At 64.2% G+C, this 16,329-nt stretch carries 10 protein-coding genes, 1 tRNA gene and 1 pseudogene; 9 read left to right on the forward strand and 3 right to left on the reverse strand.

The genetic code is table 11. The features are described from left to right. The first annotated feature begins 24 nt into the window (after positions 1-24). Positions 25-1,233 carry a pilus assembly protein TadG-related protein gene (locus NVV79_RS00740; RefSeq protein WP_303985266.1) on the forward strand — a complete coding sequence of 403 codons (1,209 nt, stop codon included), beginning with the start codon at positions 25-27 and terminating at the stop codon, positions 1,231-1,233. A 41-nt stretch (positions 1,234-1,274) separates the two neighbouring features. Then, positions 1,275-1,814, forward strand: coding sequence for a hypothetical protein (locus tag NVV79_RS00745; RefSeq protein ID WP_303985268.1), 540 nt, complete (start codon positions 1,275-1,277; stop codon positions 1,812-1,814). A gap of 20 nt (positions 1,815-1,834) precedes the next feature. Here NVV79_RS00745 and NVV79_RS00750 read toward each other — a convergent pair. After that, a tRNA-His gene (locus tag NVV79_RS00750) sits at positions 1,835-1,911 on the reverse strand. A gap of 279 nt (positions 1,912-2,190) precedes the next feature. Here NVV79_RS00750 and NVV79_RS00755 point away from each other — a divergent pair. The 7 genes from NVV79_RS00755 (at position 2,191) to NVV79_RS00785 (ending at position 12,960) form a co-directional block, all read left to right on the forward strand. Next, positions 2,191-4,752 carry a histidine kinase dimerization/phospho-acceptor domain-containing protein gene (locus NVV79_RS00755; protein ID WP_303985270.1) on the forward strand — a complete coding sequence of 854 codons (2,562 nt, stop codon included), beginning with the start codon at positions 2,191-2,193 and terminating at the stop codon, positions 4,750-4,752. A 199-nt stretch (positions 4,753-4,951) separates the two neighbouring features. After that, entirely contained in the window at positions 4,952-5,998 is a 1,047-nt protein-coding gene (locus NVV79_RS00760) for an extracellular solute-binding protein (RefSeq protein WP_303985272.1), read from the forward strand. Between the two features lie 207 nt (positions 5,999-6,205). After that, positions 6,206-7,777 (forward strand): iron ABC transporter permease, encoded by a 1,572-nt coding sequence (locus NVV79_RS00765; protein WP_303985274.1) that lies wholly within the window; start codon positions 6,206-6,208, stop codon positions 7,775-7,777. Positions 7,778-7,933: 156 nt separating this feature from the next. After that, positions 7,934-9,415 carry an ABC transporter substrate-binding protein gene (locus tag NVV79_RS00770; RefSeq protein WP_303985276.1) on the forward strand — a complete coding sequence of 494 codons (1,482 nt, stop codon included), beginning with the start codon at positions 7,934-7,936 and terminating at the stop codon, positions 9,413-9,415. A 170-nt stretch (positions 9,416-9,585) separates the two neighbouring features. Then, positions 9,586-10,539 (forward strand): ABC transporter permease, encoded by a 954-nt coding sequence (locus NVV79_RS00775; RefSeq protein ID WP_303985278.1) that lies wholly within the window; start codon positions 9,586-9,588, stop codon positions 10,537-10,539. Continuing rightward, the gene (locus tag NVV79_RS00780) at positions 10,536-11,375 is read left to right on the forward strand and encodes an ABC transporter permease (RefSeq protein ID WP_303985280.1); all 840 of its coding nucleotides are present in this window, start codon (positions 10,536-10,538) and stop codon (positions 11,373-11,375) included. Before NVV79_RS00775 ends, NVV79_RS00780 begins: the two co-directional genes overlap by 4 nt. Beyond that, positions 11,362-12,960 carry an ABC transporter ATP-binding protein gene (locus tag NVV79_RS00785; RefSeq protein ID WP_303985282.1) on the forward strand — a complete coding sequence of 533 codons (1,599 nt, stop codon included), beginning with the start codon at positions 11,362-11,364 and terminating at the stop codon, positions 12,958-12,960. The genes NVV79_RS00780 and NVV79_RS00785 overlap by 14 nt, the downstream gene beginning before the upstream one ends. A 107-nt stretch (positions 12,961-13,067) precedes the next feature. On the opposite strand, the pseudogene NVV79_RS00790 reads toward NVV79_RS00785, so the two are convergent. Both NVV79_RS00790 and NVV79_RS00795 read right to left on the reverse strand, forming a co-directional pair. Continuing rightward, positions 13,068-14,719, reverse strand: a pseudogene (locus NVV79_RS00790) (alpha-glucosidase family protein). Between the two features lie 79 nt (positions 14,720-14,798). After that, entirely contained in the window at positions 14,799-16,112 is a 1,314-nt protein-coding gene (locus NVV79_RS00795) for a GH1 family beta-glucosidase (RefSeq protein ID WP_303985284.1), read from the reverse strand. Positions 16,113-16,329 lie beyond the last annotated feature (217 nt).

Below are 16,329 nucleotides of genomic sequence, written 5' to 3' on the forward strand. Positions count from 1 at the left end.
GAGAATTCATGGGTGCTCCGCGTCATGTACCGATTCCTCGCACTGGCCAGCCGCTTCACGCGGGATGAGCGCGGCGCTTTCGCCGTGGTTTTCGGGCTCATGGCCATCGTGCTCATCGCGCTGGGTGGCGCGGTGGTGGATTATGTGGCGCTGCAGCAGGCCAAGAGCCGGGCCCAGGTCGCTCTCGACGCGGCAGCGCTGGCGTTGCAACCGCTGATTTTTAACGAACCTGTCAATGAAGCGGATATCATGTCCAAGGCGCAGGACCTGTTGCGGGACCGGATCGGCACCGACTTCGACGTCGCATCCGAAGTGACCGACGTGCAGGTCAATGTCGATGCCGGGGCGCTGGCCATCGATGCCGAAATCAGCATGCCGACCATGTTCGTGACGCTGGTCGGAGTAGATCAATTGAACGCCCATTTGCGGTCGCAGGCCACCCGCAGGATGCTGGATGTTGAGGTGGTCATGGTGCTCGACAATTCGGGCTCCATGAGCGGCACGCCGATGAACAACCTCAAGACCGCTGCGTGCAATGCGGTCAATATCCTGTTCTTCGACCGCGATGGGTTGGGCTGTTATGTGCCGGCAGGGGCGACAGCAAATCCCAACGTGCGCATCGGCATCGTGCCGTTTACGTCGCTGGTCAATATTGGCACCCAGTTTTCCAATGCGCTCTGGCTGGACTGGAAGAGCGAGTCGCATCTGGCCGCCATGGGCTATATCCCGAATTTCGACGATGACGACGACGACACGACGCCCTTTACCGGCCCCGTGGATCGCCGGACGCTGTTTTCGGAAACGAACACGTCATGGCAAGGCTGCGTGGAAGCCCGCATTTCACCCTACGACACCACGGACGATCCGCCGGACATGGTATCGCGTCACTTCGTACCGCTCTTCTCACCGGATACGTACAACACCAACAACAACTATATCTCGAACGACAGCGGCTCAGCCTGTTTTGCCAAAACCTGCACCCAGGTCGTGCAACGCAGTTGCAGCGGCAACAAGACCAACTGCAACGGCCCGCAATCCTACAGCTACACGAAGTCGGTAGCCGGCGTCAGCACGGCGGTCGCCACGAGCTGTATCCCCTCGGGCGCCTCGGCAGCTTCGACCACGACGACCTACCCCAACAACAGCACGCAGGTCATCACGCGCGTCTACAATATCCCGCTGACCAACCGCGAGCGCCAGGATCGCCTCTGCAAGTACGAGGGGAAAACCTGAGCGGTTCCAACACGAATTATGGCTGCCCCAGCGCGGCATTGTTGCCGCTGACCGACAATGCAGGCGCAATCCTGGCGCGCATCAACGCAATGGTAGCCAGTGGCAATACCAACATACAGCAGGGTACGGTCTGGGGCATGCATGCCCTTACCCCCGGAGAGCCACTGACCGAGGCCCTGCCCCAGGCTCCCGGGCGCGTTGCCAAAATTCTGATCGTGATGACCGACGGCAAGAACGAACCGCAATTGATATCATCGTCATCCGACATGAATGGCAGCGCCTATTATTCGTGGGGCTTCCGCTATGATGGACGGCTCGGACCGAAAAGCAGCGTGGATACGAGCGGCGAGGTGACCACCATCATGGATGAGCGCACCAAAGCGGCCTGCCAATATGCCAAGGAACATCGCGGGATCGAGGTCTATTCAATCGGGCTGGGTGCCAGCACGGCGACCAAGGTGATGCTGACCGCATGCGCCTCCAGTACCAGCCACGCCTATTTTCCCAACAATGCCAGCCAGCTCAACGAGGTGTTCCGCTCCATCGCGGCAAAGCTGTCGGCTCTGCGCCTGTCGCAGTAACAATGCAATGCTGTGGGGAATGGTACCGCCTCCCCGGATTGAACGGGGGACCTCTAGATCCACAATCTAGCGCTCTAACCAACTGAGCTAAGGCGGCAAAGGCTCTGCGAGGGATGGCGATAGGCCCGTCCCGAAAGCGGGCGGAACATAGGTCGAGAATCCCGGGATGACAAGCACCGATTTTGCCCATGGATGACTGGCCACATCCCGGCCACGGTTTAACCATCCCATTGGAAGGAGCGGCCCTGGCGCAGTGCCGCACTGGACCCTGGGGGATGCACCCTATATTGAAGAAACCCTGAGGTTCCGGGCACAAATTGTGCCGGAATGGCACGGAAAAGCCGGCCGCATCCCGAACGGAGAGACTTGAGCCTATATGGATGCTGACTGGATCACATCGCCAAGCGCCCGCCGCGTGCTGCAGCACGCCGAGGATTCGCGACCGGCCTGGCTGTGGTCGCAGGACGGGCAGCTCTTGCTCTGGCAGAATGCGGCGGCGCCGCTGTTCCTGGCCAAGCTGAAGAAGCATGGGCTGAAGCTGGCGCCACCGGCCGTACCGATCAAGGGGCAGGTTGCCCGCAATATAAGGCTCGGTTCGACCGGCCGCACCAGCCTGGCGCGCATCCAGTTCATCGCGGGCGACAAGCCGGCCTCGAGCACCTGCGCCACCACGCCATTGACCTGGCAGGACGGGCAGGCGGTGCTGCTGATCGTGGGCGTGGACCCTATCGCACCGGAAATCCTGGACGCAGCGCGTGGGCAGGAATCCGAGGACAGGCCGGATCAAGCCGACGAGCTCATGCCCCCTGCCCCGCATGATGACCTTGCGGCGGCGCAGGATGCGTTGAGCGAGCCATCCGTAGAGCTGCCCGAACCGCGTGAGGTGGCGGCCGAACCGGCCGTTCCCGACGAGAATGCCTTCGTGCGCGAGCTGGAAAACTGGCGCGATCCTGAACACGATGGCGAGCCAGCCCCTGAGGTTGCGGAAACCGCGGAACCGACGCCTGATGCTTCTGTTGCGCCCGAGAGCGCGGCACCGACGCTGAGCCGGCTGAGCCAACTGGTTGACCGGCTGGCATCTGACGATGCGCTATTCGCGCCGCTGACCGCGGCTGACGATGCGCCACCTGCCCCGTCGGAAGAGCCGGAGACCGACATCGCGCCGGAAGCCGGGACCATATTCAAGGTCACCGGACGCGGCTTTGCGGCCACGGAGACCGGACCTGAACTGGACGAGGCGGAAGCCGATCTCCCCGATCTGGCAAGGCTCGATGGTGAAGCCGAGCCGGACATACCGGCCACCGAGCCTGCCGAGGAAACCGAGGCGGTGGAACGGCTGGCGCGCGAAATGGCGGAGCTGGCGCCTCAACCTGCTGCCGATGCGGAAGCCGTCGAGCGGGTGTCGCGCTACAATTTCGACGAGCTGTCGCGCATCCTCAACGATCGGGTCGGCGAACCGGCGCAGGCGCCCAAGCCACCGGCGGAAGCGCCCCGCAGCGGTGCGCTGATCAACCTGGGCGGGGAAACGCTGGTGCTCAACCGGCTGCCGCTGGGCATATTGGTGTTCCGCGACCAGCAGGTGCTGTTCGCCAATCGCGCCATTACCGAAATGGTGGGTTATGACTCGGTGGAAAGCCTGCGCGCGGCTGGGTTGGCAGCCGTATTTCCCGCCGCCGGGCCGGGCGAGCAGGATGCCGGGCCGGTCAACCATCTGGTGCAGCGTGACGGCACGCTGGTGCCGGTGACGGCGCGGTTGCAGTCCATTTCCTGGCAGGGCAAGCCGGCCCTGATGCTGTCGGCGAGCACGACCGAGGTCCGCACCGGACATGAAGCGGCGGTCAGCGCCTTTGCCCAGACCTTTGCCGAAATGCGCGGCGACGGCTTTTTCGAGGCGACGCGCGCCGGGATCATCAGCGCCATAACCCCGCGCAGCGCCAATCTGCTGCGGATCGATGGCATGCTGGAAGGCAAGGCGCTATCGGCGCTGGTGACGGGCGACGAAGTGGAGGCGCTGCGCGCCTTCCTCGAGCGGCCGGCCCGCTTCGCCGAAACCGCCCGCCCCTGCCTGACATTGCGTTCGGCCTCGGGCGCGGCCGAGATCACGCTGTTCGCCCAGGGCCAGGCCGGGGTGATTGCCGGCTATTTCGGCTTCATCCGAGCGCGCGAGACGGCGCCGGCGCGACTGACCGGCCCGGCCGAAGCCGACCCGGCGCTGCTGGCGCGCATCAGCCGTGGCGTGCGCCGGCCGCTCAATACCATTATAGGCTTTTCGGACCTGATCCGCTCGGAAGCCTTCGGTGCGCTGAAGAACGAGCGCTATGAAAGCTATGCGCAGGACATCACCACTGCCGGGCACGAGATTGCCGCGCTGGTGGACGAGCTGGACGATTATGCGCGGCTGCGCGACGGGCGCTACCTGCCGCAGCGCGCCAGCATCGAATTGACCAGCCTGCTGGAAAGCTGCGTGCTCCGTATCCGCCAGCAGGCGAGCGGCGCCCGCGTCATCGTGCGCAATGCCATTTCCGAAAACCTACCACGCATCACCGCCGATCGCGCATCGCTGGCGCAGGCGGTGCTGAACCTGCTGGCCAGCGCCATCGACCAGACGCCGACCGGCGGCGCGGTGGTGATTTCAGCGCAGCGCGAGGACGATGGCGGCATTGCCGTGCATGTGCGCGACAGTTCGACCAATGCGGTGGATATGGCCGAGCGGTTCGTGGTGTTCCGCGACGGCATCGGCCGCGACGGGCAGATGATGACCCCGGTCCGATCCAGCGTCGGGCTGGCGCTGACGCGGTCCTTGCTGGCGGTCAACGCCTTCTCGCTTTCGGTCGACCCCGCGGGGGAACAGGGCATGCTGTTCACGCTGATCATCCCCGCCGACCTGGTGGAACGGCCAGCCCTGCCACCGGCATCGACGGATAATCCCCAAGTCTGACGCTGCTTTTTGCCGCAGGCAAAAAACTGGATCGGGGCGATCAGCTAATCACCTGATTTTGCTGGGATAAGCACTTCCTCATTTGAACGGTTCTAGACTTCAAGTCTTTGATATCGTTGAGCAATATTGACTCCGACAGGCTTTGAGTGGCAATGCCCGATGGCCGCGGGACCTTGACCCCGCTTTTGGAGAAACGAACATGACCAAGACCACGCGCCTTGCCGTCGCCCTGCTCAGCTCTGTTGTCCTGACCGGGGTCGCCGCCCCGGCCTTTGCCCAGAGCGGGGAAGTGAACATCTACAGCTATCGCGAACAAAGCCTGCTGCAGCCGCTGCTGGACCGGTTCAGTGCCGAAACCGGGACCAAGGTCAATGTGCTCTATGCCGGCGACGGATTGCTGGAACGCGTCGCGGCCGAGGGCGAGCTGTCGCCCGCCGACGTGGTGCTGACTGTCGATATCGGCAACCTGGTCGGCGCCGAGGAACAGGGCCTGACCCAGCCGATCACCACGCCTGTGCTCGATGAGCGCGTGCCGGAAGCCTTCCGCGACGATGACGATAACTGGACCGCGCTGTCGCTGCGCGCCCGCGTGTTCTACGTGTCCAAGGATCGCGTCGACGCCACGGCGCTGAGCTATGACGACATCACCAAGCCGGAATGGAAGGGCCGCATCTGCACCCGTGCCGGCGACCATGCCTACAATATCGGGCTTATTGCGCAACGGATTGCTGAACACGGACTGGACGAGACCCGCACCTGGCTGACCGCCGTGCGTGACAACCTGGCCTATCCGCCGACCGGCGGCGACCGCGAAGGCGTCAAGAACATCCTGGCCGGCACCTGCGATCTCTCCATCACCAACACCTATTACATGGGTGCGATGCTCAACAACGAAGCCGAGCCGGAACAGAAGGAATGGGCTGCCTCGGCACGCATCATCTATCCCGACTTCGACGGTGACGGCACACAGGTCAACGTGGCGGGCGGCTTCATCGCCAAATATGCGCCCAACCCGGCGAATGCCAATGCGCTGATCGCCTTCCTGCTGTCGGACGAGGCCCAGGGCATCTATGCCGACACCAATTACGAATTCCCGGTGGTGCCGTCGGTGTCGCCGTCCGAACTGACGCTGAGCTGGGGCGAGTTGAAGCCGGTGAGCACGCCGCTGGTGGACGTCGCCGCCCACCGCGCCGAAGCCGCCGCGCTTGTCGATGAACTCAAGTTCAACGAAGGTGCGCAGAACTAGGACTTGCAATTTCCAACACTCTCGGTGTCACCCCGGCGAAGGCCGGGGTCCATCCTGAGATCTATTCGTTGGACAACATCTCAGGATGGATTCCGGCCTGCGCCGGAATGACATGGTGGTTGTTTGACGGTTCGGAAAACAGCAAGAGGTAAAAAAACCGGCGGGGCAGTTGCCCTGCCGGTCGTTGCGTTTCTGCTGGCCGGCCTGATGGGCCTGCCGATCATCTGGCTCGGCTGGTCGGCGCTGGCTTCCGTGGGCGGCAGCAATGGGCTGGCGGCCAATATGCTGCCGACGGCCCTGCGCGAGACCGGCTTGCTGATGGTGTCGGTCGGGGTGGTGACCGGCTGCGTCGGGCTGGTCGCGGCCTGGCTCGTGACGCATTACGATTTTCCCCTGCGGCGGCTGTTCGACTGGGCGCTGGTGCTGCCGCTGGCGGTGCCGACCTATCTCGCGGCTTATAGCTATGTGGAATTCCTCGGCTTTCCGGGGCCGATCCAGACGCTGTTGCGCACCTTCAATGGCGCCAAAACCCTGCAGGATTACTGGTTTCCCGACATCAGGAGCGACTGGGGGGCGGTGATCGTGCTGTCCAGCGTGCTCTACCCCTATGTCTATGTGGCCTGCCGGGCGTTTTTCCTGATGCAGTCGGCCAGCCTCAATATCGCCGCCCGCACGCTGGGGGCCGGCGGCATGCGCACCTTTTTCGCCGTAACGCTGCCGCTGTCGCGGCCGGCGCTGGTGGTGGGGGTGACGCTGGCGATGATGGAGGTGGTCAACGATCTGGGCGCGGTGCAGTATTTCGGCATCAACGCCATCACGGCCATCATCTATTCGACATGGATCAACCGTTCGGATTTCGGCGGGGCGGCACAACTGGCGGTGACGGTCGTGCTGGTCATCGGCCTGCTGATCGCGGCCGAGCAGCGGGCGCGGCGGGACCGGGTCTATCTGGCGCATCGCGACAGCCGCGTGCCGCCGGCGCGCGAGCCGTTGCAGGGCGGACGGCGCTGGGCGGCCTTCGGCTTCTGCCTGCTGCTGCTGGCGCTGGGCTTCGGCATTCCAGTGGGACAACTGACCTATCTGGCCTTCCGGATCGTGCTGCCCGAAACCGTCGCCATGACCGTGGCGGCTCTGGTGCCCACGGTGATCCTGGCCGGGCTGGGTGCGCTGATTACCGTGATCGCGGGGCTGATTGCGGCCAAGCTCGCGCATCGTTCGGGCACAGGCGCCAGGGGCGCCATACGGCTGGCGACGCTGGGCTATGCCATTCCCGGCACGGTGCTGGCGCTGGGGCTGCTGCAACCGCTGGGCCAGGCGGACCTGTGGTTCAACCGCCTGACCATGGCGCTATGGGACTGGCGGCCGGGGCTGATCCTGTCGGGCTCGATGGCGGCCCTGCTCTATGTCTATGCCATCAGGTTCCTCGCCGTGAGCCACTCGACCATCGACGCGGCGATGAAGAAGCGCGGCGATTCCATGCTGCATGCCGGGCGGGTGCTGGGCGTGCGTGGGCCGGGACTGCTGTTCAGGATCGACCTGCCGACGCTGATGCCGGCTTTGCTGAGCGCGGCGACGCTGGTTTTCGTCGAAATCGTCAAGGAATTGCCGGCCACGCTGCTGCTGCGGCCGCTCGGCGTCGATACGCTGGCGACACTGGTCTATATGCGGGCAAATGTGGGGCTTTTTGCCCAGGCAGCGCTGCCGGCGCTGTTTATCGTGCTGGCGGGGCTGATCCCGGTCATTCTTGCTACGCGGCTGGGTGATCGTAGGAAAGTATAACAACGCGACCTGCTGCCATGTTAGTGGCGATCCCCTATATCTCGCGCCATGGGAGCCGGAGCCTCATGCGCCGGCGGGTTCGACGTCTATCGGATGCGCAGAAATCCGGGCGACGAACTGACTGGCGGCGCGGCCGCCAAAATCGGGAGTTATCCTATGGACAAGACGTTGAAGGCATTCGGACTGGCGCTGGCGCTGACGACGGCAATAGCCGGCGCAGCCATGGCGCAGCCGACCGAAGTGCGGATCGGCGTGGCGCTGGAGCCCCCTGCGCTCGACCCCACGGCCGGAGCTGCCGAGGCCATCGACATCGTGGTCTACCAGAACGTGTTCGAGGGCCTCGTCCGCATCGACCAGAACGGCGCGGTGCAGCCGGGCCTGGCCGAGAGCTGGACCATTTCCGAGGACGGGCTGACCTATACGTTCAAGCTGCATGACGGGGTGACCTTCCATGACGGCACCACGTTCGATGCCGAAGACGTCAAGTTCACCTTCGACCGCATCCTCTCCGAAGACAGCGTCAACGCCCACCGCGAATTCTACGAGCCGATCACCAGCATATCAGTCATCGACCCGCTGACCATCGAGCTCAAGCTCGACCGGCAGATCGGCCGCTTCCTGTTCGATCTCGGCCGCGGCGACGCTGTCATCGTGGCGCCGGAAAGCGCCGACAACAATGCCAATGAGCCGATCGGCACCGGTCCCTTCGCCTTCGTGCAGTGGGACAAGGGCAGTCGGGTCGTGCTGGAAGCCTATGGCCCCTATTGGGGCGAGCCGGTGCACCTGACCAAGGCGAGCTATGTGTTCATCGGCGATACCGCGACGATGACCAATGCGCTGCTGGCCGGCGATATCGACGGCACCAACAATTTCTCCACCGAGGCGCTGGCCGTGTTCGAGGGCAATCCGCAGTTCAACGTGCTTGTTGGCACGACCGAGGGTGAGACCATCCTTTCGACCAACAACAAGCGCGAGCCCTTCGACAATCTCAAGGTGCGCCAGGCCATGGCCCATGCGCTGGATCGCCAGGCGATCATCGACGGCACCACCAACGGCTATGGCGTACCGATCGGGGCGCCCTTTGCGCCGCACAATCCCTATTATGTCGACCTGACCGGCACCTATCCCTACGACCCGGACGCGGCCAGGGCACTGCTGGCGGAAGCCGGCTATCCCGACGGGTTCAGCGCAACGTTGAAGCTGCCGCCGGTGGGCTATGCCCGCACGTCGGGGCAGATCATCGCCAGCCAGTTCGCCGCCGTCGGCATCAAGCTGCAACTGATCAATGTGGAATGGGCGCAGTGGCTGGAAGACGTCTATGCCAACAAGGACTTCGACCTCACCATCATCAGCCATGTCGAGCCGTTCGACATTGGCAACTACGCCAACCCCGATTACTACTTCGGCTATGACAACCCCGATTTCCAGGCGCTTATCACGACCCTCAACGGCACGACCGATGAAGCCAAGCGCAAGGAGCTGGCCATCGAGGCGCAGACCATTCTCGCCAATGATGCGGTCAACGGTTACCTGTTCGAACTGGCACAGACCGGGGTGTGGAATGCCAAGCTCACTGGCATGTGGCAGAATTCGCCCATCGAAGGCCTGGTGCTGCGGGATATCCACTGGACTGAGTAGCCACCTCAACATCCACCGTGTGAGTACCCCCACCTTCATTCCCTCCCCACAAGGGGGAGGGAGGCGATGGGGGCTCGTTCGGTGGCATAATCTCAACCGCGCACCGACCAGACTTCCCTCCCCTTGTGGGGAGGGAATGAGGGTGGGGGTGTTCGGCCCCGATCCTTCGCATGATCCTCTTCGCCCTCCGCCGCTTGCTTGGCTTTGCCGCGACACTGCTGGTCGCTGCGCTGGTCATTTTCTGGTTGCTCGACCTGCTGCCGGGGGATCCGGCGCAGTTCATTCTCGGCATCAATGCCACGCCGGAATCGGTGGCGCGGCTGCGCATGCAGATGGGGCTCGATGCGCCGGCGCATGAGCGGTTCCTCGGCTGGATCTGGGGCATGCTGCAGGGCGATTTCGGGGTGAGTTATACCCAGCGCGCGCCGGTGGCAGAGCTGATCTGGGGACGGCTGGGCGTAACGCTGCCGCTCTCGGTGCTGGCCATGGTCATTTCCATCGTGGTCGGGCTCCCGTTGGGCATTCTGGCGGCGCGGCGGCGGGGCAAGCTGCTGGACACGGCCATCATGGTCACGGCGCAGACCGGCGTGGCCATTCCCAATTTCTGGTTCGGCATGCTGCTGACGCTGGTCTTCGCCGTCGGCCTGCGCTGGTTGCCGCCGGGCGGCTTCACGCCGTGGAACGAGGATGGCTGGGCATCGCTACGCGGGCTGATCCTGCCCAGCCTGGCGCTGGCGCTGCCACAGGCGTCGATCCTGGCGCGGGTGATGCGCACGGCCTTGGTGGATGTGACGGGGCAGGACTATATCCGCACCGCGCGGGCCAAGGGCCTGACAATGGGCGAGGCCGTGTGGCGGCATGGCGTGCGCAATGCACTGCTGCCTGTGCTGACCATCCTCGGGCTGCAATTCGCCTATCTCGTCGCCGGCACGATCATCGTCGAGAACGTGTTCTACCTGCCGGGGCTGGGACGGCTGATCTTCACCGCCATTTCCGAGCGCGACCTGATCCTGGTGCGGGGCGCGACCATCATCCTCATCGTGGCGGTCACGGCGACGATGCTGCTGACCGACATTACCTATGCACTGGTCGATCCGCGCCTGCGGGAAAGGAGCACGCCGTGAAGCGCCTGCTCAGCCATCCCAGCCTGGTCATCGGGCTCAGCGCTACGCTGGTCTTCCTCGTGGTCGGCATCGTATCGCTGATCTGGACGCCCTACCCCATCGAACAGATCGACATACCGCGCCGGTTCCTGGCACCGAGCGCGGCCCACTGGCTAGGCACCGACAATCTGGGGCGGGACATGATGAGCCTCGTCATGGCCGGCACCTGGACGAGTTTCCTCGTGGCGGCGGTTGCGGTGGCCATCGGTGTCGGCGTCGGCGTGCCGCTGGGGCTGGCCGCGGCGGCGTGGGGCGGGCCGGTGGAGTGGCTGGTGCTGCGGCTCACCGATTTCGTCTTCGCCTTCCCGGCTGTCATCGTCGCCATTCTCATCACGACCTTGCTCGGTCCAAGCGCAATCAACGCGATCGTGGCCATCGGCGTCTTCAACATTCCGGTATTTGCCCGGGTGGCGCGGGGCGGGGCACTCGGCGTCGCGACGCTCGATTTCGTGGCGGCGGGGCGGCTGGCTGGGCTGGGCAATGCGCTGATCGCCTGGCGGCACCTGCTGCCCAATATCATGAGCCTCATCATCGTGCAGGGCACCATCCAGATGTCGCTGGGCATCCTGGCCGAAGCGGGCCTGTCCTATATCGGACTGGGCACGCAGCCGCCGGAAACCAGCCTGGGGCTGATGCTGCGCGACGCACAGGGCGTGTTCCTGATCCATCCCTGGCTGACGCTGGTGCCGGGAATTTCCATCGTGCTCATCGTCATTGCGCTCAACATTGCCGGCGACGGGCTGCGCGACGCCATCGATCCACGGCTGCGGCAGGGAAATCCCAATGTCCTTGCTTGAGGTTTCCGGCCTTTCCGTGCGCTTCGGAGACACCGAAGTGGTCAGTGATGTGAGCTTCTCGCTGCAGCGCGGCGAGCGCTTCGGTATTATCGGGGAAAGCGGCTCGGGCAAGACGCTGACCGCGCTGGCCGTCACCGGGCTGCTGCCGGAAGGCGCTGTCATGACAGGCAGCATCAGCCTCGATGGCGCGCCCCTGCCCCAGCAGGAACGCGCCATGGCGCGGCTGCGCGGCAAGCGGGTCGGCATGGTGTTCCAGGAGCCGATGACAGCACTCAATCCCTTGATGCGGGTCAACGACCAGATCGAAGAGAGCATCCGCCTCAACGAAACGCATGGCGCGACGCAGATCGAGGTGCCCTACCTGCTCAAGGAAGTGGGGCTGGAACTCAAGCATGGCGACCGCTTTCCGCACCAGCTTTCGGGTGGGCAGCGCCAGCGCGTGATGATCGCCATGGCGCTGGCCAGCCGGCCGGACATCTTGATCGCGGACGAGCCGACCTCGGCGCTCGACCTCATCACCCAGCGCAAGGTGCTCGACCTGATCGCCGATATCTGCGCGCGGCGGCAGATGGCTTTGCTGTTCATCAGCCACGACCTCAAGGCGGTGGGGGCTTTGTGCAACCGGGTCGCCGTGATGCATCGCGGCCGGCTGGTGGAAACCGGCAGGGCGGCGACCACGTTCTCGGCGCCCCAGCAGGCCTATACGCAGAAACTGGTGGCCGCCTCGCGCTTCGATGTGCGGCCGCTGTCGCGTCCACCGATCGGCAATACGCTGCTGGAGGTGAATGGCGTGACGCGGGACTACCGGCAGGGCGGAATGCTGTTCTGGGCCGACAAGCCGCTGCGGGCAGTGAACGAGGTCAGCTTTTCCATCGCCAGCGCCGAATGCCTGGCGCTGGTCGGCCCGTCGGGCTGCGGCAAGACCACCCTGGCCAAGATCATCGTCGGGCTGGACAAGGCCACTTCCGGTACTGTGCGACTGGCGGGCACGGAATATCGCGGCTCCGACCTGCCCAAGGCGCTGCGGCGCGATGTCTCGCTAGTGTTCCAGGACCCGTTCGGCAGCTTCAATCCGCGGCTGAGCATCGCCGATTCCGTGGCGGAACCGCTGCGGCTGGAGCCAGGCCTGAGCCAGGAGACGATACAGGCGCGGCTGGTGGAGGCGGTTGAGGCCGTGGGGCTCGATGCCGGCATGCTGACGCGCTACCCGCATGAATTTTCCGGCGGGCAGCGGCAGCGGCTGGCCATTGCCCGGGCGCTGGTGACGCGGCCCAAGCTGGTAGTGCTGGACGAGCCGGTTTCGGCGCTGGACGTTTCGGTGCGCGGCGAGGTGCTGGCCTTGCTGGCGCGGCTGCAGGCCGATTTCGGGCTGACCTACCTGATCATCAGCCACGATCTCGACATGGTGCGGGCCATGGCCGACCGCGTGCTGGTGATGGATGCCGGCCGGATTGTCGAAGAGGGCAAGCCGGAGCAGATCTTTGCCGAACCGCAGCACCGGCTGACGCGAGATCTGATGGCGGCAAGACTGCCGGATGTGGGCATCGTTGCTTCAACCACCCCGGATCGTCACCCTCGGGCTTGACCCGAGGGCCCTAAACTTACCAACGCTCCGCAAGTACAGAGCCCTCGGGTCAAGCCCGAGGGTGACGCGCGGTGGGTGGGGACCAATCGAGACCCCATACCGACGTGCTAAAGCAGGCCTACATAGCTCCCAAACGGCTCCAGATCGAGCTCGCCATCGATGGGGGCAGCGGTGACGCCGGGACAGCCGGCATCGTGGGGGAGCAGCTCAGCCGGCAGCTTATATTCGGCGGCGCTTTCGCCCATATTGAAGACGCAGAGCAGGCGCTGGGTGCCGTCGTCGCGGATGAAGGCGAGGATATTGGCCGGCGTATCGAGCAGGCGGATACTCCCCTTGGCCAGAGCCGGGTGGGCGCGGCGGAAAGCCAGCATGGAACGGTAGAATTCGAGCACCGAACCATCGACATTGTCCTGGGTGTCGACGGCATGGGTCAGGTGTTCGGCCGGCACCGGCAGCCAGGTGCGGTTGGCGGTGGAGAAGGCGCCGTTGGTAGCGTGGGATTGCCAGACCATGGGCGTGCGGCAGCCGTCGCGACCCTTGAATTCGGGCCAGAATTCGATGCCGTAGGGATCGACCAGGTCGGAGAAGGACAATTCGGCTTCCTTGAGGCCGAGTTCCTCGCCCTGATAGAGGCAGACCGAGCCGCGCATGCAGAGGATCAGCGTGGCGGCCAGGCGCGTGAAGGCCGCTTCCTGCCCGTGGACCGCCCAGCGGCTGACATGGCGCACCACGTCGTGGTTGGAAAAGCCAGGCAAATCCAGCCGTCGGGCGCCTCGGATTCGGTGGCGGCGATGGATTTGCGGAAATGCTCGGCCGAAAATTCGCCGCCGAGATAATCGAACGTATAGGCCATGTGCAGGTGGTCGTCGCCCGACGTGTATTGGGCCATGATTTCGAGCTGGTGCTGGCTGTCACCGATCTCGCCGACCGTGGTGCGGCCGGGATATTCGTCCATCAGGGCGCGCAGGCGCTTGAGGAAGGCGAGGTTTTCCGGGCGCGACTTGTCGTAGATATGCTCCTGGAAATTATAGGGGTTCACGGCCGGGGCGGTCGACGCATTGAAGTCGTCGGGGCGTACCACCGGGTTGTTCTCGAAGCCCAGCGAGCAGAAGTAGAAGTTGACGGTATCGAGCCGGAAGCCATCGACGCCGCGCTCCAGCCAGAAGCGCATTTCGGCCAGCAGCGCATCCTGCACTTCGGTGCTGTGGAAGTTGAGGTCGGGCTGGGAGACCAGGAAATTGTGCTGGTAATATTGCATGCGCCTGGAGTCCCACTGCCAGGCGGAGCCGCCGAAGATGGAGAGCCAGTTATTGGGCGGGGTGCCGTCGGGCTTGGGGTCGGCCCAGACATACCAGTCGGATTTGGGATTGGTGCGCGACTGCCGGCTTTCCGAGAACCAGGCATGCTTGTCGGATGAATGGGAAATCACCTGGTCGATGATGACCTTGAGGCCCAGCGAATGGGCCTTGCGCACCAGATTGTCGAAATCCTCCAGCGTGCCGAAGCTGGGATCGATGTCGCGATAATTGGAGACGTCGTAGCCGAAATCCTTCATCGGCGAGGTGAAGACCGGCGACAGCCAGATGGCGTCCACACCCAGATCGGCGACGTAGTCCAGCCGGCTGGTGATGCCGACCAGATCGCCGACGCCATCGCCGTTCTGGTCCTGGAAGGAGCGCGGATAGATCTGGTAGATCACCGCGCCGCGCCACCAGTCCTTGTCCACCGTGGTTTCGTCCGGCGTCTTGGCTTCGGTCATCAGCGACGTGGCGGTCATGGTTGGCTCCCGTGAAGTGGGAGCCAGTTAACCCGGCGGTCGGGAGCGAGGCAAGGCGGCTTCAACGCGTGTTGTGCAGCATGCCCTGGAAGGCGCGATAGCTGGATTTGGGCGTGCGCTGCTGGGTCTCGTAATCGACATGCACGATGCCGAAGCGCTTGTTGTAACCCTCGGCCCATTCGTAATTGTCGAGCAGCGACCAGGCGAAATAGCCGCGCACATCGGCGCCCTGCTGCCGGGCAGTCAGCACGGCCTTGAGGTGATCCTCGTAATATTTGACGCGGCGCGGATCGTCGTCGCCCTCGACCTCGGCCATGCCGTTCTCGGTCACGTAGAGGGGGAGCTTGGTATAGTCGTTGGAGACGCGGACCAGCAGGTCGCTGAGCCCCTTGGGGTATATTTCCCAGCCGATATCGGTGCGTTCCAGATCGCCCTTGACCTGCTCGATCGGGTTGCCGCCCGGCTCGCCCGCCTTGTAGAGGCCGCGCGTATAGTAGTTGATGCCCAGCCAGTCGATGGGGCGCGAGACGACGGCCATGTCGTTCTGGTAACCCCTGGGCAGGTTGTCGCCGAGCCAGGCCGTGACCTCCTCGGGATATTGCCCCTTGAGCACGCCGTCGAGATACCAGCGGTTGAACAGGGCGTCGCCCATATTCATGGCGGCGATATCTTCCGGCTTGTCGCTGGCGGCTTCGGATTTTTCGAGGTTCAGCACAATGCCGAGATTCTTCGCGCCGTTGGCGCGCAGCGCATCGATGGCCGCGCCATGGGCGAAGAGCACGTGATGCATGGCGCGGGCGGCGGCGCGGATATCGCGATAACCGGGGGCGTGAATGCCGAGGAAATGGCTGAGGAAGGCAACGCACCAGGGCTCGTTGATGGTCGCCGTGGCTTCGAGGCGATCACCGAATTTCTGCGCGACCAAAGCCGCGTAGTCGGCGAACCAGCCTGCGATGTCGCGGTTCATCCAGCCGCCCTTGTCCTGCAGGGGCGAAGGCAGGTCCCAGTGATAGAGGGTGGCGTAAGGCTTGATGCCACGCTGCAGCATGCCGTCGATCAGGCGATCGTAGAAATCGATGCCGGCCTGATTGATCGCGCCCGTGCCCTCGGGGATGAGGCGCGGCCAGGCGAAGGAAAAGCGATAGCCGTCAAAGCCGCCATCGCGGATCAGGTCGAGGTCATCAGGCCAGAGTTCGTAGTGATTGCAGGCCTCGCGGCCGGTATCGCCGTTATGCACATTGCCCGGCGTGGCCGAGAACGTGTCCCAGATGGAGGAGCCGCGACCATCCTGCTGGCCGCCTTCGATCTGGTAGGCCGCCGTGGCGACGCCAAACGTGAAACCCGGACCGAAGTCCTTGCGGTCGATTGAGAACATGAAGGCTCCTCTGGCCGGCCATTCGCCGTGATTGGGTTCAGCCGAATAGCCGATGCAGAGGATTTATGCAATCGATTGCAGGGGGGGGGTGCCTAGGATCGCAGTCGAGGTGTGGTTTCGAGAATTCGCCGGGCAATTGCCCGGTAGGCTGCCGCCTCTGCTCCATCGGGCGTGGCGGCGACCGGAGGCTGGCCGGCGTCGGAGCCTTCGCGGATGG

The organism is Devosia ginsengisoli (assembly GCF_024707105.1).
In the GTDB taxonomy this organism is placed as follows: Bacteria; Pseudomonadota; Alphaproteobacteria; order Rhizobiales; family Devosiaceae; genus Devosia; species Devosia ginsengisoli_A.